This window comes from Paraburkholderia bryophila (assembly GCF_003269035.1).
GTDB lineage: Bacteria > Pseudomonadota > Gammaproteobacteria > Burkholderiales > Burkholderiaceae > Paraburkholderia > Paraburkholderia bryophila.
Genome location: NZ_QLTK01000018.1, coordinates 66,140 through 86,075, shown reverse-complemented (window position 1 = coordinate 86,075; position 19,936 = coordinate 66,140). Strand labels below are relative to the sequence as shown.

General features: G+C 63.4%; 15 protein-coding genes. 10 read left to right on the top strand and 5 right to left on the bottom strand.

Features of this window, described 5'->3' with window-relative positions; all coding sequences use genetic code 11:
* Positions 1 to 26: 26 nt before the first annotated feature.
* Positions 27 to 545 (bottom strand): MarR family winged helix-turn-helix transcriptional regulator, encoded by a 519-nt coding sequence (locus BX591_RS23405; protein ID WP_111933683.1) that lies wholly within the window; start codon positions 543 to 545, stop codon positions 27 to 29.
* A 345-nt stretch (positions 546 to 890) separates the two neighbouring features.
* Between BX591_RS23405 and typA the strand changes: the two genes are divergently transcribed.
* From typA to BX591_RS23375, 6 genes are all read left to right on the top strand, one after another.
* Complete coding sequence (typA, locus tag BX591_RS23400) at positions 891 to 2,717, top strand: translational GTPase TypA (RefSeq protein WP_111933682.1); 1,827 nt, start codon at positions 891 to 893, stop codon at positions 2,715 to 2,717.
* 386 nt (positions 2,718 to 3,103) lie between these two features.
* Complete coding sequence (locus BX591_RS23395) at positions 3,104 to 5,965, top strand: 2-oxoglutarate dehydrogenase E1 component (protein WP_111933681.1); 2,862 nt, start codon at positions 3,104 to 3,106, stop codon at positions 5,963 to 5,965.
* A gap of 157 nt (positions 5,966 to 6,122) precedes the next feature.
* Positions 6,123 to 7,400, top strand: a complete 1,278-nt coding sequence (gene odhB, locus BX591_RS23390) for a 2-oxoglutarate dehydrogenase complex dihydrolipoyllysine-residue succinyltransferase (RefSeq protein WP_111933680.1) — start codon at positions 6,123 to 6,125, stop codon at positions 7,398 to 7,400.
* 146 nt (positions 7,401 to 7,546) lie between these two features.
* Complete coding sequence (gene lpdA / locus BX591_RS23385; RefSeq protein ID WP_111933679.1) at positions 7,547 to 8,977, top strand: dihydrolipoyl dehydrogenase; 1,431 nt, start codon at positions 7,547 to 7,549, stop codon at positions 8,975 to 8,977.
* Between the two features lie 89 nt (positions 8,978 to 9,066).
* Positions 9,067 to 10,164: a cell division protein ZapE gene (zapE, locus tag BX591_RS23380; protein WP_111933678.1), complete on the top strand. Its 1,098-nt coding sequence runs from the start codon at positions 9,067 to 9,069 to the stop codon at positions 10,162 to 10,164.
* Between the two features lie 162 nt (positions 10,165 to 10,326).
* Positions 10,327 to 10,776, top strand: a complete 450-nt coding sequence (locus BX591_RS23375; RefSeq protein WP_111933677.1) for a transposase — start codon at positions 10,327 to 10,329, stop codon at positions 10,774 to 10,776.
* 109 nt (positions 10,777 to 10,885) lie between these two features.
* On the opposite strand, the gene BX591_RS23370 is transcribed toward BX591_RS23375, so the two are convergent.
* From BX591_RS23370 to BX591_RS23355, 4 genes are all read right to left on the bottom strand, one after another.
* Positions 10,886 to 11,371 (bottom strand): DUF2147 domain-containing protein, encoded by a 486-nt coding sequence (locus tag BX591_RS23370; protein ID WP_111933676.1) that lies wholly within the window; start codon positions 11,369 to 11,371, stop codon positions 10,886 to 10,888.
* 318 nt (positions 11,372 to 11,689) lie between these two features.
* A complete protein-coding gene (locus tag BX591_RS23365; RefSeq protein ID WP_111933675.1) occupies positions 11,690 to 13,396 on the bottom strand; it encodes a ShlB/FhaC/HecB family hemolysin secretion/activation protein in 1,707 nt (568 codons plus the stop codon).
* A gap of 318 nt (positions 13,397 to 13,714) precedes the next feature.
* Positions 13,715 to 15,145: a collagen-like triple helix repeat-containing protein gene (locus BX591_RS23360; protein WP_111933674.1), complete on the bottom strand. Its 1,431-nt coding sequence runs from the start codon at positions 15,143 to 15,145 to the stop codon at positions 13,715 to 13,717.
* A 202-nt stretch (positions 15,146 to 15,347) separates the two neighbouring features.
* Positions 15,348 to 16,868: a collagen-like triple helix repeat-containing protein gene (locus BX591_RS23355; protein WP_111933673.1), complete on the bottom strand. Its 1,521-nt coding sequence runs from the start codon at positions 16,866 to 16,868 to the stop codon at positions 15,348 to 15,350.
* A gap of 658 nt (positions 16,869 to 17,526) precedes the next feature.
* Here BX591_RS23355 and BX591_RS23350 point away from each other — a divergent pair.
* The 4 genes from BX591_RS23350 to cpaB all read left to right on the top strand — a co-directional run bounded on the left by BX591_RS23350 (position 17,527) and on the right by cpaB (position 19,931).
* Positions 17,527 to 17,703 carry a Flp family type IVb pilin gene (locus BX591_RS23350; protein ID WP_111933672.1) on the top strand — a complete coding sequence of 59 codons (177 nt, stop codon included), beginning with the start codon at positions 17,527 to 17,529 and terminating at the stop codon, positions 17,701 to 17,703.
* A gap of 137 nt (positions 17,704 to 17,840) precedes the next feature.
* A complete protein-coding gene (locus BX591_RS23345) occupies positions 17,841 to 18,341 on the top strand; it encodes an A24 family peptidase (protein ID WP_111933671.1) in 501 nt (166 codons plus the stop codon).
* 89 nt (positions 18,342 to 18,430) lie between these two features.
* Positions 18,431 to 18,859, top strand: a complete 429-nt coding sequence (locus BX591_RS23340) for a TadE/TadG family type IV pilus assembly protein (protein WP_244147098.1) — start codon at positions 18,431 to 18,433, stop codon at positions 18,857 to 18,859.
* A 115-nt stretch (positions 18,860 to 18,974) separates the two neighbouring features.
* Positions 18,975 to 19,931: a Flp pilus assembly protein CpaB gene (cpaB, locus tag BX591_RS23335; RefSeq protein ID WP_111933669.1), complete on the top strand. Its 957-nt coding sequence runs from the start codon at positions 18,975 to 18,977 to the stop codon at positions 19,929 to 19,931.
* Positions 19,932 to 19,936 lie beyond the last annotated feature (5 nt).

Here is a 19,936-nt window from a genome sequence, read left to right as displayed (position 1 = left end):
ATTTAATGATGGACACTGCAAGCAATCTATGACGATTTGCTGTCGAAATTGCTTGCTGCATCACGGGTTAGTCCCGTTTGTTCACCGGAATTGACGAGCACACGGCGCAACATGCTCTTCAGAAAGCCCACTTCCTCGGGGGTGAAACCGTTGAGCAGGTCGTCCAGCACACCGTTGAAAATGGCCGGCATTTTCGCCGCGATCGCGTGACCTTCCGGGGTCAGCGCGAGGCGCACCACGCGCCGGTCTTCATTGCTGCGCACGCGGGTCAGCAGGCCGCGCTTCTCCAGACGGTCGACCAGACGCGTGACCGCGCTCGCGTCGATGCCGTATTCGCGCGCCAGTTCGGCCGCCAGCAGACACTTGCCGCTCGCCACCATGAACAGGATGCTGCCTTGCTGGCTGGTGATGCCCAATTCGGCCATGCTGCGTTGCGTGACCAGATTCGACATGGTCGATTTCACGCGCGACAGCAGATAGCCGACGCTTTCGCCGAGCTGATACTGACTGAGGTCCGACGTGGGAGTAGGAGAATGCTCCGTCATGATTCTCGTGCGAATGCAATGGTTGACTAGGCAGGATTATAGGGGCCCATTGATTGACGCGGCAAGCGTTATTACAGCTTAGGCAAGGATCTATTGCGACTCAAGGCATGATGCGCGCGGGTTTGCGTAGGTTGCGCCGAGCGCCACGGAGAGAGAGTTGCGCGCGCAACGACAGGGACGCCAGCAGGGTCTATCGGGGAATACCAGAAAGCTTCATTTCTGCGTGCTATAATTTTGGGTTCCCAAAAGTGCGCTTTGGGCTTGTCGTGGTTTCGTGGTTTATCAGGCAACCGATAAGTAACCGGCATAAGCAAGCGGCGCACTCCAACTGTCTCCAGGTTTCCTATGACCCGCGCCCTACGCAACATCGCCATCATTGCCCACGTCGACCACGGTAAGACCACGCTCGTCGACCAGCTGCTCCGTCAGACCGCCACGTTCCGTGACAACCAGCAGGTCGTCGAGCGCGTGATGGACTCGAACGACATCGAAAAAGAACGTGGCATCACGATTCTGTCGAAGAACTGCGCGGTCGAGTACGAAGGCACGCACATCAACATCGTCGACACCCCGGGCCACGCCGACTTCGGCGGCGAAGTGGAACGCGTGCTGTCGATGGTCGACTCGGTGCTGCTGCTGGTGGACGCGGTCGAAGGCCCGATGCCGCAAACGCGCTTCGTGACCAAGAAAGCGCTGGCGCTCGGCCTGAAGCCGATCGTCGTGATCAATAAGGTCGACCGGCCGGGCGCGCGGATCGACTGGGTGATCAACCAGACGTTCGACCTGTTCGACAAGCTGGGCGCAACGGATGAACAACTCGACTTCCCGATCGTCTACGCATCGGGCCTGAACGGCTACGCGGGTTTGACCCCGGACGTGCGCGAAGGCGACATGCGTCCGCTGTTCGAAGCCGTGCTGAAGCACGTGCCGGTTCGCCCGGCCGATCCGGCTGCGCCGCTGCAATTGCAGATCACGTCGCTGGACTATTCGTCGTACGTTGGCCGTATCGGCGTGGGCCGTATCACGCGCGGCACGATCAAGCCAGGCATGGCGGTTGCCGTTCGTTCGGGCCCTGACGGCGCGATCCTGAACCGCAAGATCAACCAGGTGCTGTCGTTCAAGGGTCTGGAGCGCGTGCAGGTGGAGTCGGCTGAAGCCGGCGACATCGTGCTGATCAACGGTATCGAGGAAATCGGTATCGGCGTGACCATCTGCGCACCGGAACAACCGGAAGCGCTGCCCATGATCACCGTCGACGAACCGACGCTGACCATGAACTTCCTCGTCAACTCGTCGCCGCTGGCCGGTCGCGAAGGCAAGTTCGTCACGAGCCGTCAGATTCGTGACCGCCTGATGAAGGAGCTGAACCACAACGTCGCGTTGCGCGTGAAGGAAACCGGCGACGAAACCACGTTCGAAGTGGCGGGCCGCGGTGAACTGCACCTGACCATTCTGGTGGAAAACATGCGCCGCGAAGGCTACGAGCTGGCCGTGTCGCGTCCGCGCGTGGTGATGCAGGAAATCGACGGTGTGAAGCACGAGCCGTACGAAAACCTGACCGTCGACATGGAAGACGGCCATCAAGGTGGCGTGATGGAAGAGTTGGGCCGCCGCAAGGGCGAAATGCTCGACATGGCGTCGGACGGTCGTGGCCGTACGCGTCTCGAGTACCGTATTTCGGCGCGTGGCCTGATCGGCTTCCAGTCGGAATTCCTCACGCTCACGCGCGGCACGGGCCTGATGAGCCACACGTTCGACTCGTATCAGCCGGTCAAGGAAGGCGCGGTCGGCGAGCGTCGCAACGGCGTGCTGATTTCGCAGGACGACGGCGCGGCTGTCGCGTACGCACTGTGGAAGCTGCAGGATCGCGGCCGTATGTTCGTGTCGCCGGGCGAGCCGTTGTACGAAGGCATGATCATCGGCATTCACAGCCGTGATAACGACCTGGTCGTGAACCCGATCAAGGGCAAGCAACTGACCAACGTGCGTTCGTCAGGTACCGACGAAGCGGTGCGCCTCGTGCCGCCGATCCAGATGTCGCTGGAATACGCGGTCGAATTCATCGACGACGACGAACTGGTCGAAGTCACGCCGCAATCCATCCGTCTGCGCAAGCGTTACCTGAAGGAACACGAGCGCCGCAGCGCAAGCCGTAAGGGCGCAGTGGACTAAGCAGCGCAATGGATCAAGCACGCGGATAACCGGGCGCCAAACCCGGTTCGCTGTCAGGCAAAAGCCACCTTCGGGTGGCTTTTGCCGTTTCTGCGCGCATCTAACTCAATGCGCCCTGATGCAAGTTGGCAGACTATTGGCCCCGTTTGCCGCAGAAGACTGTTAACTATCTTGAAAGTGGCCCGAAAGCCCCGTCGGAAAAGGCTTAAGCGGCAATCCGTCTGCTATCTGGAGTATCGGTTCTGTGATATGCTCCCCGGGTGCAAAGTTTTAGGTCCTTCCAAGCAAGACTTGATTCGCGCAATCCGCCAAACGGTCAGGCCGTGTCGCGGAAGGTTCTGTAACCCGCTATTTCTCGAGAAACTCGAAGAAAGGTGAGCGTAAAAATGATGAAGCAATTCCAGTCGAACTCTTATCTGTTCGGCGGCAATGCTCCGTACGTAGAAGAAATGTACGAAGCGTATCTCGACAATCCGGCGTCAGTGCCCGAGAACTGGCGCAGCTATTTCGACGCGTTGCAGAATGTTCCTGCATCGGACGGCAGCAATGCCAACGACGTGGCCCATGGCCCGATCGTCGAATCGTTTGCTCAACGGGCCAAGGCTAACGCCTTCATCCCGCGCGCGGCGTCTGGCGGCGAAGACCTCGCTACCTCCCGCAAGCAAGTCTATGTGCAGTCCCTCATCGGCGCATATCGCTTCCTCGGCTCGCAATGGGCCAATCTCGATCCCCTGAAGCGCCGCGAACGTCCCGCGATTCCCGAACTCGAACCCGCGTTCTACGACTTCACCGAAGCCGACCTGGACCAGGAGTTCAGCGCCACGAACCTGTATTTCGGTTTCGAGCGCGCATCGTTGCGTGAGATCGTCAAGGCATTGCGTGACACGTACTGCGGCACGATCGGCGCCGAGTACATGTACATCAGCGATCCGGAACAGAAGCGCTGGTGGAAAGAGAAGCTCGAGTCGATCCGCTCGACGCCGAATTTCTCGAACGACAAGAAAAAGCACATCCTGAATCGTTTGACGGCCGCTGAAGGCCTCGAGCGCTTCCTGCACACCAAGTACGTCGGCCAGAAACGCTTCTCGCTCGAAGGCGGCGAAAGCTTCATCGCGGCGATGGACGAGGTCGTGCGTCACGGCGGCGCCAACGGCGTCCAGGAAATCGTCATCGGCATGGCCCACCGCGGCCGTCTGAACGTGCTGGTCAACACGCTGGGCAAGATGCCGGCGGACCTGTTCGCCGAATTCGAAGGTAAGCACGTCGACGACCTGCCGGCCGGCGACGTCAAGTACCACAAGGGTTTCTCGTCGGACGTCTCGACCGAAGGCGGCCCGGTTCACCTGTCGCTCGCGTTCAACCCGTCGCACCTCGAAATCGTCAACCCGGTGGTCGAAGGGTCGGCGAAGGCCCGTATGGACCGTCGCGGCGACGACAGCGGCCTGCAGGTTCTGCCGGTGCAGATCCACGGCGACGCGGCGTTCGCGGGCCAGGGCGTCGTGATGGAAACGCTGAACCTCGCGCAAACGCGCGGTTACGGCACGCACGGCACGCTGCACATCGTCATCAACAATCAGATCGGTTTCACGACGTCGGATCCGCGCGACTCGCGCTCCACGTTGTACTGCTCGGACGTCGTCAAGATGATCGAAGCGCCGGTGCTGCACGTGAACGGCGACGATCCCGAAGCGGTCGTGCTGGCTACGCAGCTGGCCATCGACTTCCGGATGCAGTTCCACAAAGACGTGGTCGTCGACATCGTCTGTTTCCGCAAGCTGGGTCACAACGAGCAGGACACGCCGGCGGTCACGCAGCCGCTGATGTACAAGACCATCGCCAAGCACCCGGGCACGCGCGCGCTGTACGCTGAAAAGCTGGTGCAGCAAGGCGTGATCACGGCGGAAGAAGGCGACGATTTCGTCAAGGCCTACCGCAAGGCCATGGACGAAGGTCACCACACGGTCGACCCGGTCCTGTCGAACTACAAGAGCAAGTACGCGGTGGATTGGGTGCCGTTCCTGAACCGCAAGTGGACCGACGCAGCCGACACGGCCGTGCCGCTCGCGGAACTGAAGCGCCTTGCCGAACGCATCACCACGGTGCCGGAAAACTTCAAGGTTCACCCGCTGGTCGAGCGCGTTCTCAACGACCGTCGCGCGATGGGCCGTGGCGAAGCCAAGCTCGACTGGGGCATGGGCGAGCACCTGGCCTTCGCGTCGCTGGTCGCCTCCGGCTATGCCGTGCGCCTGACCGGTCAGGACTCGGGCCGTGGCACGTTCACGCACCGTCACGCGGTGCTGCACGATCAGAACCGCGAACGCTGGAACGACGGCACCTACGTGCCGCTGCAGAACATCGCCGAAGGTCAGGCGAAGTTCAACGTGATCGACTCGGTGCTGTCGGAAGAAGCGGTGCTCGGTTTCGAATACGGCTACTCGACCGCTGAACCGAATACGTTCGTCGCGTGGGAAGCGCAGTTCGGCGACTTCGTGAACGGCGCGCAAGTCGTGATCGACCAGTTCATCTCGTCGGGCGAAGTGAAGTGGGGCCGCGTCTCGGGTCTCACGATGCTGCTGCCGCACGGTTACGAAGGCCAGGGTCCGGAACACTCGTCGGCGCGTATCGAGCGTTTCCTGCAACTGTGCGCGGATCACAACATGCAGGTCGTTCAACCGACCACGCCGGCGCAGATTTTCCATCTGTTGCGCCGTCAGATGATCCGCCTGTTCCGCAAGCCGCTGATCGTCGCGACGCCGAAGTCGCTGCTGCGCCACAAGGAAGCCGTCTCGGATCTGTCCGAACTGGCCAAGGGCGCGTTCCAGCCGATCATCGGCGAAGTGGACGAAGCCGTGGACGCGAAGAAGGTCAAGCGCGTGGTGGTCTGTTCGGGCCGCGTGTATTACGACCTCGTCGCGCATCGCCGCGAAGCGAAGCAGTACGACGTCGCGATCGTCCGTATCGAACAGCTCTATCCGTTCGCGCACAAGCAGTTCGAAGCGGAAATGAAGAAGTACGACAACGCGACCGAAGTGGTCTGGGTGCAGGACGAGCCGCAGAATCAAGGCCCGTGGTTCTACATCGAGCATCACCTGAAGGAAGGCATGAAGGACGGGCAGAAGCTGGCGTACAGCGGCCGTCCGGCTTCGGCCTCGCCAGCAGTCGGCTACTACGCGAAGCACTACGAGCAGCAGAAGGCGCTGGTCGAAGGCGCGTTCGGCCGTCTCAAGAGCTCGTCGATCGCTAAATAAGCAAAACAGACGAACCGGGAAAGCGCGCTGCGCTTTCCCGTGCCGCCGCTCACCGAACTAACGAAGGTTTATTACCAGGTTCACAAACGGCAGGCATGGTTCGCAGGCGGTCGTCGTTCACCGCGCCGTCACCCGATACGTATTCAGGATATTCATAATGGCTATTGTTGAAGTCAAGGTTCCCCAGCTGTCCGAGTCGGTCTCGGAAGCCACGATGCTGCAGTGGAAGAAGAAGCCCGGCGAGGCTGTCGCCGTCGACGAAATTCTCATCGAAATCGAGACCGACAAGGTCGTGCTCGAAGTGCCGGCACCCGCAGCCGGCGTGCTCGCGCAAATCATCTCGAACGACGGCGACATCGTCGCCGCCGATCAGGTGATCGCGAAGATCGACACCGAAGGCAAGGCTGGCGCCGCTGCCGTCGAAGCCGAAGTGAAGCCGGCTCCGGTCGCTGAACCGGCACAAGCCGCTGCTCCGGCCGCGCAAGCCGCATCCGCAACGGGTGCGAACACCGCAGCTTCGCCGGCTGCCGGCAAGCTGATGGCGGAGAAGGGCCTCGCGTCGGGCGACGTCGCCGGCACGGGCCGCGACGGCCGCATCACCAAGGGCGACGTGCTGAGCGCGGGCGCTCCGGCTGCCAAGGCCGCACCGGCACCGGCCGCTGCCGCACCGAAGGCGGCCAAGCCGTCGCTGCCGGAAGTCAAGGGTCCGGCCTCGGCCGACCAGTGGCTGAAGGACCGCCCGGAACAACGCGTGCCGATGTCGCGTCTGCGCGCACGGATCGCCGAACGTCTGCTCGAGTCGCAGCAAACCAACGCCATCCTGACCACGTTCAACGAAGTGAACATGGCTCCGGTCATGGACCTGCGCAACAAGTACAAAGACAAGTTCGAAAAAGAACATGGCGTGAAGCTCGGCTTCATGTCGTTCTTCGTCAAGGCGGCGGTTCACGCGCTGAAGAAGTACCCGCTGGTGAACGCGTCGATCGACGGTAACGACATCGTCTATCACGGCTACTTCGACATTGGTATCGCGGTCGGTTCGCCGCGCGGCCTGGTGGTGCCGATCCTGCGCAATGCAGATCAACTGAGCCTCGCTGAAATCGAGAAGAAGATCGCCGAGTTCGGTCAGAAAGCGAAAGACGGCAAGCTGTCGATCGACGAAATGACCGGCGGTACGTTCTCGATCTCGAACGGTGGTGTGTTCGGTTCGATGCTGTCGACCCCGATCATCAACCCGCCGCAATCCGCGATTCTCGGCGTGCACGCCACCAAGGAACGCGCTGTGGTCGAAAACGGCCAGATCGTGATCCGCCCGATGAACTACCTGGCGCTGTCGTACGACCACCGCATCATCGACGGTCGCGAAGCGGTGCTGTCGCTGGTGGCCATGAAAGACGCGCTGGAAGATCCGGCTCGTCTGTTGCTCGACCTGTAAGCCCGAGTCGGGTTGGGCCGGCGTCGGCTTGTCATCGCACGATTCGACGCCATATAAGCACTACGTCTTTCCAGCATTCCGCAGCATAGGAACGCCGCGCGCCTCGAAGCGTGGCCGCGCGCCGTTCCGCCATCAAAAGGATTGTCATGTCCAAAGAATTTGACGTCGTCGTGATCGGCGCAGGCCCCGGCGGTTATATCGCCGCTATCCGCGCAGCGCAACTCGGCAAGACCGTCGCGTGTATCGAGAAATGGAAAAACCCGGCCGGCGCGCTGAAGCTCGGCGGCACGTGCCTGAACGTGGGTTGCATTCCGTCGAAGGCGCTGCTCGCGTCGTCGGAAGAATTTGAAAACGCATCGCATCACCTCGGCGACCACGGCATCTCCGTGGAAAACGTCAAGGTCGACATCGCGAAGATGCTGGCCCGCAAGGAAAGCATCGTCGAGAAAATGACCAAGGGTATCGAATTCCTGTTCCGCAAGAACAAGATCACGTGGCTCAAGGGTCACGGCAAGTTCACCGGTAAGACGGACGCCGGCGTGCAGATCGAAGTGAGCGGCGAAGGCGAGACGGAAGTCGTCACGGCAAAGAACGTGATCATCGCCACGGGTTCGAAGGCGCGTCATCTGCCCGGCATTCCGGTCGACAACAGGATCGTTGCCGACAACGAAGGCGCACTGACGTTCGACACCGTGCCGAAAAAGCTGGCCGTGATCGGCGCCGGCGTGATCGGTCTGGAACTCGGTTCGGTGTGGCGTCGTCTGGGCGCGGACGTGACCGTGCTTGAAGCGTTGCCGGAATTCCTCGGCGCGGCTGACCAGTCGCTCGCTAAAGAAGCCGCCAAGCAGTTCAAGAAGCAGGGTCTCGACATTCACGTCGGCGTGAAGGTCGGCGAAATCAAGGCAACGGACAAGAGCGTCACGATCGCCTACACGGACAAGGACGGCAACGCGCAATCGCTCGAAGCCGACCGTCTGATCGTGTCGATCGGCCGGGTGCCGAACACCGACAACCTCGGCCTCGAAGCGATCGGCCTGAAGGCCAACGAGCGCGGCTTTATCGACGTCGACGACCACTGCGCGACGGCGGTGCCGAACGTGTATGCGATCGGCGACGTGGTGCGCGGCCCGATGCTCGCGCATAAGGCGGAAGACGAAGGCGTGCTGGTGGCCGAGATCATCGACGGTCAGAAGCCGCATATCGACTACAACTGCATTCCGTGGGTGATCTACACCGAACCGGAAATCGCGTGGGTCGGCAAGACGGAACAGCAACTCAAGGCGGAAGGCCGCGAAGTCAAGACGGGCCAGTTCCCGTTCATGGCGAACGGCCGCGCGCTGGGCATCAACAAGGCGGATGGTTTCGTCAAGATGATCGCCGACGCGAAGACCGACGAACTGCTCGGCGTGCATATCATCTCGGCCAACGCATCGGACCTGATCGCGGAAGCCGTGGTGGCGATGGAATTCAAGGCGGCGTCGGAAGATATCGGCCGCATTTGCCATCCGCACCCGTCGCTGTCTGAAGTCATGCGCGAAGCGGCTCTGGCCGTGGACAAGCGCGGGCTGAACATGTAATACGCGCACGCCTGACTGAACGCAATTCGGCATCACCACGAAGGCGGGCGGGTTCATTCCCTCCCGCCTTTCTTTTTTGCAGCAACCCAATGAACGTCACCGAATACTACGAAAAAGAACTGCAGACGCGCGGCTATCAATCGGACCCGGCGCAGCTCGCGGCGGTCGACCGCCTGCAGCGGTGTTTTGAAGAGTGGACCGAGTACAAATCGCGTCGCTCGAATGCGTTCAAGAAGCTGATCATTCACCCGGATCTGCCGCGCGGCGTCTACCTGTGGGGCGGCGTGGGGCGGGGCAAGAGCTTCCTGATGGACAGCTTCTACATGATCGTGCCGGTGCAGCGCAAAACGCGACTGCATTTCCACGAGTTCATGCGCGAGGTGCACCGCGAACTGGAAGAGCTGAAAGGCACCGCCGATCCGCTCGACGAACTTGCGCGCCGGATTGCCAAACGCTACCGGCTGATCTGTTTCGACGAATTTCACGTGTCGGATATCGCCGACGCGATGATCCTCTACCGTCTGCTGGACAAGCTGTTCGAGAACGGCGTGCAGTTCGTGATGACGTCCAACTACGATCCCGACACGCTGTATCCGGACGGCCTGCATCGCGACCGCATGCTGCCCGCGATCGAACTCATCAAGAGCAAGCTCGACGTGATCAACGTCGACGCCGGCATCGACTACCGGCAACGCACGCTGGCGCAGGTCGAGGTGTATCACACGCCGCTCGGTGCGGCATCGGACAAAGCCTTGCGCGATGCGTTCGCGCGCCTTGCGGCGGTGCCCGACGAGAGCCCGATTCTGCGCATCGAAAAGCGCGAGCTGAAGGCGCTGCGTAAAGCGGACGGCGTCGTCTGGTTCGATTTCGCGACGCTGTGCGGCGGCCCGCGCTCGCAGAACGACTACCTCGAACTGGCGAGCCGCTTTCACGCGGTGGTGCTCTCCGGCGTGCCGCAGATGTCGGTGCGCATGGCGTCGGAAGCGCGCCGCTTCACGTGGCTGATCGACGTGTTTTACGACCACAAGGTCAAGCTGCTGATGTCGGCGGCGGTGCCGCCGGAAGAGCTGTATGTCGACGGCCCGATGGCGAACGAATTCGCGCGCACGGTCTCGCGCATCGTCGAAATGCAATCGAAGGAATACCTCGATACGCCGCGTCGTATCGTGGATACGTCGCTGACCTGAGCAGTCGCGTCAACCGGCCGGGCTATTCTTTTACGATAGGTCGCGCTCCGCTCAGTGAACAGGCGACGCGCGCCGACGTATTTTCAAGATTCGGACTGATCTTATATTCCGGCTGCGGACGACTGGATATCTTCTGTCGTGGTTCTGACGAAGGAGAAACCCATGGATCCGTACCGTGATATCAACGATGAAGAATGGCAACGCGTTGCACCGTTGCTCCCCGAACTGCGGCCGCGCGCCGAACTGCGCGGCCGGCCTCTCGCCAATACCCGTTCGGTGCTGAATGGCGTGCTGTGGGTCATGTACAGCGGCGCCACCTGGTCCGCCATGCCGCGTAAATATCCGTCTTATCAGACGTGTCATCGCCGCTTCAAGACGTGGTATGCGTCGGGCGTGCTCAAGCGCGTGACGGAGCAACTGTTCGGCGCAGCGAGCGAAGAGCTTTGCAGTTTGATGGAAGCGCGCATGCGCACGCATCCGGGCGGGGAACCGAAGAGCGTCGAGGCCGACCCCACGCGCACGGTCGCGCCGGCCGTGTACAAACCGGCATCCACGAAACCGCTTCCGGTTTCGCCATTCGCCTTTGGGTCGCCTTTCAAGCACGCTGCATGACGACACCGATCCCACTCACTTCACACAAACAAAACGGCCGAACGATGGCGATCGTCGGCCGTTTTTTCATGCGTCAATCGAAGCCACGCCAAGGCGGCCTCACGCTGACTTACTGCTGACGCACCCACGTCTGCGAGCGGCCCAGCAGCGCAATGCCGATATAGCCGCGCACCACCAGTTTGTTGCCACCGTCTTCCAGGTGCATCTTGCACTTGTAGAGCTTGCCATTTTCCGGGTCGAGAATCTGCCCGTGATCCCAGCTGTCGCCGTCCTTCTTCATGTCGTTGATGATCGTCATGCCGAGAATCGGCTGATCCTTGCGCGCGTCGGTGCAGGCGGTGCAGCGGCGATCCGGCTGGTCGTTCGGTCCGAGCCCCTTGACCACCTTGCCGGTCAGCGAACCGCCGCTGTCTTGCGCGATCTGTACGAGCGCCTTGGGCTGGCCGGTGTGATCGTCGATGGTTTGCCACATGCCGACCGGGCTGTCGGTTTGCGCCATGGCGGTCATGGCGCTGGCCAGCAATACGCCGGCGAGTGCGGCCTGCTTTGCCGTGCGAAGCGCGATGGCACGCGCGCGTTGAGTGAATTGCATCATTGTCTTCCTCCTTGATTAAAGACAGCGCGATCGTGGTCGCGCAGCGTTATCGGCACCTCGGGCGGGCTGCTGGTTTCTGCCGCCGTGATGCCTTGTACGGCCCCTCTGTTTCTCTGCTCCGCCTGGGTGGCGGCGCGTGGGTTGCGCGCCGCCGGCCGCACATCGTCAGCGCAGAATACGTGAAAGTGCGCGCGTCGTTTGATAGTGGACCCTCTAATCAGAACGCGGCACTTTCGCGGCTCAGACATCGCTCGATGTTTCGCTCAGGCATCGCTCAACCACTGCTCAACCACCGCTCAAGCGCCTATCGCGCGAGCTTCAATTCAACTGGTACGAGAAGGTCGCGTTGACGCGCGGCGCGCGCGATGCGCTTTCCACCGGCGCGTCGCCGATCGCCTTGGCCACCGACAGATCCAGGCTGTAGTACTTCGCATCGGAGATGCGGAAACCGAACGCGATCGAAGAAAGCCGCGACGGCGACGGCGTGCCCGCATGCAGATAAACACGCGCCATGTCGAACGATACATACGGCGTGAGCGTGCGCAGATAGGTGAAGCCCGGCGTGAACGGCCGGTTGATTTCGAACATCGCACCCCAGCCGGAATCGCCCGACGCTTCGCCCGGTTGGTAGCCCTGCGCGAAACGTTGCGCGCCGAACGAGATCTGTTCCGAAGTCGGCAGCGAGACGGCGCTGTACTGGCCCGTCAGCGACACCGCGGTGCCGATCTTCATCGGCCAATCGTTGCTTTGCGAGAAGCTTGCGCCGGTGCGCACGAAGGTGATCGACGCCGGGTTCGTGACCGGCGAGCCGGGCACGTTCGAGTCGCCGGCTTTGGACGCGCCGAGAATATCGAACGCCTTCGCCACGTTGATACTCGCGCGGCGCACCTGGCCGGTCTGTACGTTGGTGTAATCGGCCTGCAATTGCATGACGCGCACCTGCGAACGCAAGCCGATCTGCGCGCCGCTTATCGTGTTGTTGTAGCGATCCTCGTCGTGCGACGCGTACACCGACGCCGTGCCGATCACGCTCTGCGTGTTGCTCAACAGGAGCGGATAGGCGAGCGAGCCGCCCACCTTGTCGTTGATCACCGTGCGCTCGATGTAGGAGGGCAGGCCGGGGTTGTCGACCGGATTGCCGCGATAGTGGGTCGCGTCGATTTTCGCGATCAGCCCGTTGCTGCCGATCGGCACCGCCGCGTGCGCGGCGAGATACGTGACATTGTCGCGACCCTTCGGCAGCAAGGCCGACACGCTCAACTGTTCGCCGAGCGCGGTCAGGCCGTTTTCCGTGGCGGTCAGCAGTCCCTGCACGCCGGGGTGATTGAAATCGATCCCCATGCTGACGTCGAACGGCTTGCGGTCCACGTTCAGTTCGAGCGTGGTGGCGCCGTCGGTGTTCTGCGGCGGCGGCACGTTCGCCGCCACCTTCACGCCCGGCAGCAGGCCGAGCACGTTGATATAGCGTTCGAAGGTGGCGCGCCGCAACGGCCGGTCGGCGACGATGTGGTCGGCGATCGCGCGGATCTTGTCTTCGACCGCGCCGGGCTTGCCTGTCACCTTGACCGCGGACACGTAGCCTTCCACCACGGTCACGCGCACCACGCCGCCTTCGAAGGTCTGCGCCGGAATGAACGCGAACGAGAGCGCATAGCCGCGATCCTGGTAAAGCTTGGTGACGCCGTTGGCGACCTGGATCAGATCGCCGATCGTGGTGTCCTTGCCGACGAGCGGCGTGAAGCGTGCCGCGACTTCGTCGAACGGAATCGACTTCACGCCCTCGACCTGCACGCGCGAGGGCGTCAGATGGCGGGCCAGCAGTTCCTGAAGTTGGGGTGCTTGCGGTGCGACCTGCACGGTCACGTTGGGTCCTTTGTCGGGCGCCTTGATCTGCGGCAGCGAGTCGAGCGGATTGCCGCCGACGGCGCTGCCCGGGCGCGCCTGGGCTTGTGCCTCCACCTGCATGGCGCTCGCCGCGAGCGCCGCGAGCACGATGGTCCATTTGCTGCCGTACCCGAGTTTCATCGGATTTTCCTCGTATGCCGTTCTTGTGCCGCGGCGTGCCGCCTGGCCGGGCGGGTCGCGATCGCTTATGTGTGGCTCGACGCATACTGCCATGCTTGCTTGTATTACGTCACGCGCTCCGTGGAGCTTGAGCGTCGATGGCGCAAGCGCGGAGCACGTGATGAATCGGACTGCTTATGCGTGATGCTTAAACTGCTTCGCTAGATACCCGATGTGTCTGGTCTCCACGCTCCGGCGAGACGCGCTTCGAGGTGCGTTTCGAGGTACATCTCGCCGGACAACCTCCGCGTGCGGCATTCATCGATGCCGTTAGGTGGACTATTTATGGCTGGCCGGCAGCAGACCGCCGAGCAGTGTCGTCAGGCCGCCCGTCGGGCTGCTCGAGCCGCTCGTCGAACCCGCTGCGGAACTGAGCGTGCCGGTCAGTTGCCCGACCAGTCCCGTGACCGGCGCGAGCGCCTGGCCGCTGCCGCTTGCGCCGCCGGTGACGCCGGTAACGCCACCCAGCGCACCCGTCAGCGACGACAGCGGACCTGCGCCGCTACCCGCGCCGCCCAGTGCGGAGGTCAACGAGCCCAACGGCGTGCTGCCCAGCACCGACGTCAACGAACTCAGCGGCGAGCCGCTCAATCCCGAGCTCAGCGCGCCCAACGGCGTGCCGCCGAGCGCCGACGTCAGACCGGAGAGCGGCGTGCCGCCGAGCAGCGTCGACAGCGAGCCGACCGGGTTGCTGCCGAGCCCGAGGCTCGCCAGCGAGCTTTGCAGCGGCGCCAGCGGGCTGCTGTTCGCCGGCGGCCCATTGACCACGCCCACGTTGGTGGCGCCGACCAGGCTCGTGATCAGCCCGGGAATCGGCATCGCGCCATTCGGGCCGTTCGGATTGACGAAGCCGCCGGCGTTCGTCACGGTGTTGCCGAGCGATCCGACCAGCGTGCCGAGGTCCGCGCCGACCGGATTTTTGGTCGCCCCGCCCACTTGCGAGGCGGCCGAACTCAACGCGCCGCCCACTTGTGCGAGCACGCCGCCCAGCGGCGCACCGAGCCCGCTCTGCGTGCCGACCGTCTGCGTGACGAGTCCGGCGGTCGTGACGATCGGTGTGATCGCGGTGCTGAGTGGCTGGGTGATCTGTTGCACCGGCCCGGAGTTGACCACGTTGCCGAGCGTCGCGCCGCCCGCGTTCAGCGCGCCGGCGGTGGTGGCGAGCGCACCGGCCAACGGCGTGGTGAGCGGCGACAGCGGCGCGAGATTGCCGGTGCCGAGACCGCCGACCGCGGTGCTCAGACCTTGCACCACACCGCTCGTCGAACTGACCACGCTGCCGAGGCCGCCCACGGTCGCGCCGACCGGATTGGCGCTCGTACCGATCTGGCCGAGACCGTTGCTGACCGCGTTGGCGGCCGCGTTGAGCGTGCCGCTGGTGCTCGACACCGCGTTGCCCAGCCCTTGCGTGACCTGCGGGCTGAGGCCGGGAATGGTCGTCGAGGCGATCGTGTTGCCGAGGTCGCTGGTGGTTTGCGCGGCGGCGGTGACGAGGCCGCTCGTGCTGGTGGTCGCGACGGTGCCGGAGCCGCTGCCGCCCGAACCCGAGCCGCCGCCGCTACCGGTGCCTGAGGTAGTCGGCGGCGCGCTGACGGTGCTGCCGCCACACGCGGCGAGTACGCTGGCGACCGCGACGGCGATCAACGGTGCGCGCAACGACGACACAGTCGCGCACGCCGCATGGAGAGTAAAAAAACGATGAGTGGACATGGTGCTCCTCTGTGTCTTTTAGGGGTGTCGTGTGTGCGTTTGGTCAAGTGCGCCGTTGCAACGGGTTTCTGAGCGGCGCGGCCCAGTTCGGCCGAGGTCGGGCAACCGGGTGCGGCCGATGGGCCGCGTTCCGGTTTGCCGTTCCTTGTAGTGCGTGTGCTATCGGTACGATGTGACTGCCTGCGAATCGCGCGGCAGCGGCTTACTTCTTGCCCAGTCCGCCGAGCAGTCCGCCGACGAGCGAGGTCACCGGGGCCAGCGGGTTGCTGGCCGATCCTTTGCCCGAGGTGGTCGACAGCGACAGGCCGGCGCCGGAGTTGGTCGCGGCGGTCGTGGTCGTCGAGGTCGGCGTGGCGGCTGCCGTGGTGGTGACGCCGCCAAGTGCGCTGGTGACGCCGGACAACAGGCCGGTGACCGGTGCGAGCGGGCCGCTGCTGCCGCCGGCTGCGCCGGACAGGCCGCCCGTCACGCTCGACAGCAAGCCGGTCACGGGCGCGAGCGGGCTGCTGCCGCCGCTTGCGCCGCCGAGTGCACCCGTCAAGCCGCTGAGCGGGCTGCCACCGGCGCCGCCGGTCAAACCGCCGAGGGTGCTGGTGAGCGGTGCGAGCGGGCTGCTGCCGCTGCCGCCGGCGAGGCCGCCGAGCACACCCGTGAGCGGTGCGAGCGGACCGCTGCTGGTGCCGCCGCCCAGGCCGCCAAGCACGCTGGTCAGCGGAGCGAGCGGGTTGCCGCCGCTGCCGCCGGTGAGCAGGCCGCCCACCGATGCGACCGTGGTGCCGGTGTCGGTCACGGTATGGCCGAGCGCGGCCGTGATCGGGTTGCCGCCGGTTGCGCTCAACAGTGCGCCGGCCGTGCCGAGCCCGCCGCCCACTTTCGACAACAACGAGTTCAGCGGTGCGCCGAGTCCAGTGGTGTTGCCGACCGTTTGCGTGGTAGACGCCACCATCGTCGTGATCGGCGTGATCGCCGTGCTGAGGGTTTGCGTGACTTGCTGGACCGGACCGGTCGAGAGTGCGTTGGTGAGCGTGCTACCGCCGTTCGTGACCGCGCCGCCGAGCGTCGTGACGACGCCACCGAGCGGCGAGGTGAGCGCGGACAACGGCGCGAGCGGGCCGCTGCCGAGGCTCGTCACGAGGCTGCCGGCGTCTGTCACCGCGCCGCCGACATGACCCACGACGCCGCCCAGGCTCGACACCGTCGTGCCGACCGCGTTGCTGCCGGTGCCGAGTTGACCGAGGCCTTGCGAGACGCCGCCGCCGAGCGTCGACACCGCAGCGCCGACTTGCTGCACGATGCCGCCGGCGGCTTGCGTGGTTTGCGGGCTGACGCCCGGCAGGTTTTGCGAGCCGATCACGCTGCCGATGCTCGACACCGTCTGACCGGCATCGCCGATGATCCCGCCGCCGTTGTTCACCACCGTGCCGAGCGCGTTGGCGACCGGGGTCGTGCCGCTGGTGCCCGAGGTGCCGCTGGTGCCGGAGCTGCCCGAGGTGCCGCTCGTGCCGGACGAACCGACCGTGGTGCCCGAGGTGCCGGAGCCGCCCGAGCCCATCGAGCCGCTGCCGCTGGTGGACAACGTGCCGCCGGCGGAGCCGCTGCCGTTGCTGCCGGTGCCGGAACTGAGGCTGCCGGAGCCGCCGCAGGCGGCCAGCGTCAGCATCGCGGCAATGCTTGCCGCCATCAGGGTGGTCCGTACCGTGGTGTTGGTCGTTTGAATGTTCATGTCGCCCTCGCATCGCATGTGGTTGTTGGGTGCTGCTGCGTGCCTATCTCTGCATGAGCCGTGCCATTTCAGCTGAGCAATCCACAGGTTTTTTTCAGCGCATGGCGCAGAGCCATGCGCAATGCGGCTCTGCGATGTTTTGATGGAGTGGGCGCTAAATCAGAAAGACGGTATTTGCAGCGATGCATTTCGCATTAACGAGCGCTGCGTAACGTAACGAGCCGCGCACGCCGTTACGGTGTAAGGCGTAACGCAAGCGCAAAGCGGGGACTGCCGCGCTTGAAACGTTCTGTTCAAACAAATAATTAGTGCAGCGAATCTAACTTATGGTTAGTACTATGTGCTGCAACGCACGAACGGACGTTAACCTGTGTGAAGCGTTAAAACGCATAGGCTATAGGGATCAGGGAAGCGGACAATTGCTTAAATAAGATTGTTCGGCTATAAAACCCGAAAGCAGTGCGGATTGGTGAGGGAGGTGCGTTATCGAACAGACAGCTGACACTGACGCGTTTTATTGAGGCAAGCTGCAAGGCGAGTGTTACCGCGGCGCAACAAACAGGACCAGGAATGAGAGCTCAATGGTCCGTAGCGCTAAAGAATGAGCGGTTCGATGCAGCAGGCAAACAAACGAAATAGACGAAGTCCGAGGGTAAAAATGAAAAAGTTCACACTACGGTTCCTGAGAGATAACAAGGGCGTGACGGCCATCGAATATGGACTGATCGCGGGGTTGATCGTGCTGGTCATCGCGGCCAGCGTCACGACCATCGGCGGCAATCTGAAAACCGTGCTGACTGCGATCGCCGGACAGATAACCGTCCCGGCGGCGTAAAGCAACGCTGAAAGTCCCGCGGAACAGCCGGCAATTCAACGCCCGCTCGTTTCGCGGCCTTTTTATGCCATAGCCATTATGGTTAATGCGGATTGCCTGGCAATTCGCATGGCTTTGCTTCGCCTGTCGAGTGCGAAATGAAAGTTTTTCTCGGGGTCGTGATATTCGTGGCTTGGGCCGTGGTGGTCGCAGTTTGCGACTATCGCCGCCGACGCATTCCCAATTCCGTTGTCGTGGCTGGATTCGTCGCGGCATTCGGGTGCGCGCTCGTGCAATCGGGCCCATTCGGTGTTTCCCTTACACAAGCATTAACGGGCGCGTTGATCGGGCTCGTCGCGCTATTGCCATTTTTCGCGCTCGGGGTAATGGGCGCGGGCGATGTCAAAGTGTTCGCGGTGCTGGGCGCGTGGTGCGGAATGCATGCGCTGCTCGGCTTGTGGATGGCGGCGAGTCTTGCCGCAGGAATTCATGCGCTGTGGTTGCTGACGGTGACGCGCACCCGGCTGGCCGACCTCGGCCGCGACAGCGGCCCGACCTTCGAGGTAGTCGGCAAAGCGTCCACGCCTTTTGCGGCGTGTCTGACGATCGCCGCAAGTGGCTGGCTCGGGCTGCAGGTGCTGAGCGGAGGCCTGCGATGAACCCGCGGCGCCTTCACGCTCGCGCTCCGTTGGCGGCGGCCCGGCGCGTTCGCCCGTCCCGCGCTCGGCGCGTGGCACAGCGCGGCACGATGACCGTCGAATTCGCGCTGATATTTCCCGTGTTTTTCACGGTGCTGTACGCCATCGTCAGTTTCAGTCTGATCATGCTGGCCCAGCAGATCATGACACTGGCCGCCGAAGAGGGCGCACGCGCCGCCTTGAACTGGACCAGCAACACGTCGCTGCAAAGCGCGCTGACCAATCGCGGCAATAACGCGTGTAGCGCGGCGAATCAGTTGACTGCCTCGCTCGCGAAACTAGCCGGCACCGCAATCACCTGCACGCCGACTTCCGCGCCTTGCGGGGCCGGTAACGCGATGCAATGCATCAATGTCGCGCTGACCTACAACTACGCGAGCAAGCCGCTCGTGCCGGCTTTGCCGATCATGCAGAACGTGCTGCCCAACACGTTGAGCAGCCTCGCCACGGTTCAACTCAACCCGGAGAATATCCAGTGACGCACGCGCCGGCTCCACGCCTTTCCGTCGCTGCCCATGCGCAGGCGCTTGAGTTCCAGCGCGCGTGTGGTCACTCGCACGGCAATGCATCGTTCAACCGACGCAGCGGGTTCTCATGCCGAATCTGACCAAAATTCTCGCGGGTGTGCTCATCGTGCTCGCGCTGCTGCTGGGGATCCTCGCGTGGACGTTGTCGCGCCGGCCGCCGCCGACCACGGTCACGGCCGCGCCGCAAGCGAGCTTCGCCGTGGTCGTGGCGACCCGCGTGCTGCCGGCCGGCAAGCCGATCACGGCCGACGAACTGCGCGTGCAGTCGCTGCCGATCAATCCGAACGGCACGTTCACCGATCCCGCACAACTGACCGGCCGCGTGCCGAACGCCGATATCGGCGTGGATTCGCCGATTCTGGAAACGCAGTTGGCGTCGGGGCTCGCCGAGCGCGTCGAACCGGGCGAACGGGCGCTCGCCGTGCGGGTCGACGAAAGCAATGCGGTCGGCAACCGGCTGCGGCCCGGCAATTTCGTCGACGTGTTCTTTACGCTCAAGCGTGACGGCTCGATGGGCGGCAACGGCGAAATCGACCGTACCCAGGCGCGTCTGTTGATGTCGAAAGTGCGCGTGCTGACGTTCGGCAACGCGACCGCGAGTGGCGACAGCGCGGGCGATCCGAACGGCATGGTGCGCACGGCGGTGCTGGCGGTGCCGGTGGCCGACGTCGATCGTTTGATGCTCGCCGAAAGCGCGGGCCGTCTGATCTTCGCGTTACGTAATGCCAAGGATCCCGAAGTAGCCGATCAGAGCGCGTTGCCGGCTTATCCGGGCGTGCTGAAAACTGCGCTGCGCCCGGGCGCGGAGCCGTTGCAGGACTCGACCCGTGCCGCGGCCGGCGTGGCGCTCGATGCGTTGTCCGGCAGTAGCGGCCCGGCGGGGGCGGGCGCACGGCTGCCGCCCTTGCCGTCGCTGCCGTCGCATATGCCGGTGCCGGCGACACGCGTCACGGCCAGTACGAACACTACAAAGAGCGGTATCGAAGTGATACGGGGTGGGCGAGCCGAAACGGTCGCCTGGTAAGGGGT

Excerpts from the sequence above, each read along its gene's own strand:
- BX591_RS23405 (WP_111933683.1), bottom strand. The coding sequence starts at position 545 with ATGACGGAGCATTCTCCTACTCCCACGTCGGACCTCAGTCAGTATCAG.
- typA (WP_111933682.1), top strand. The coding sequence starts at position 891 with ATGACCCGCGCCCTACGCAACATCGCCATCATTGCCCACGTCGACCAC.
- BX591_RS23395 (WP_111933681.1), top strand. The coding sequence starts at position 3,104 with ATGATGAAGCAATTCCAGTCGAACTCTTATCTGTTCGGCGGCAATGCT.
- odhB (WP_111933680.1), top strand. The coding sequence starts at position 6,123 with ATGGCTATTGTTGAAGTCAAGGTTCCCCAGCTGTCCGAGTCGGTCTCG.
- lpdA (WP_111933679.1), top strand. The coding sequence starts at position 7,547 with ATGTCCAAAGAATTTGACGTCGTCGTGATCGGCGCAGGCCCCGGCGGT.
- zapE (WP_111933678.1), top strand. The coding sequence starts at position 9,067 with ATGAACGTCACCGAATACTACGAAAAAGAACTGCAGACGCGCGGCTAT.
- BX591_RS23375 (WP_111933677.1), top strand. The coding sequence starts at position 10,327 with ATGGATCCGTACCGTGATATCAACGATGAAGAATGGCAACGCGTTGCA.
- BX591_RS23370 (WP_111933676.1), bottom strand. The coding sequence starts at position 11,371 with ATGATGCAATTCACTCAACGCGCGCGTGCCATCGCGCTTCGCACGGCA.
- BX591_RS23365 (WP_111933675.1), bottom strand. The coding sequence starts at position 13,396 with ATGAAACTCGGGTACGGCAGCAAATGGACCATCGTGCTCGCGGCGCTC.
- BX591_RS23360 (WP_111933674.1), bottom strand. The coding sequence starts at position 15,145 with ATGTCCACTCATCGTTTTTTTACTCTCCATGCGGCGTGCGCGACTGTG.
- BX591_RS23355 (WP_111933673.1), bottom strand. The coding sequence starts at position 16,868 with ATGAACATTCAAACGACCAACACCACGGTACGGACCACCCTGATGGCG.
- BX591_RS23350 (WP_111933672.1), top strand. The coding sequence starts at position 17,527 with ATGAAAAAGTTCACACTACGGTTCCTGAGAGATAACAAGGGCGTGACG.
- BX591_RS23345 (WP_111933671.1), top strand. The coding sequence starts at position 17,841 with ATGAAAGTTTTTCTCGGGGTCGTGATATTCGTGGCTTGGGCCGTGGTG.
- BX591_RS23340 (WP_244147098.1), top strand. The coding sequence starts at position 18,431 with ATGACCGTCGAATTCGCGCTGATATTTCCCGTGTTTTTCACGGTGCTG.
- cpaB (WP_111933669.1), top strand. The coding sequence starts at position 18,975 with ATGCCGAATCTGACCAAAATTCTCGCGGGTGTGCTCATCGTGCTCGCG.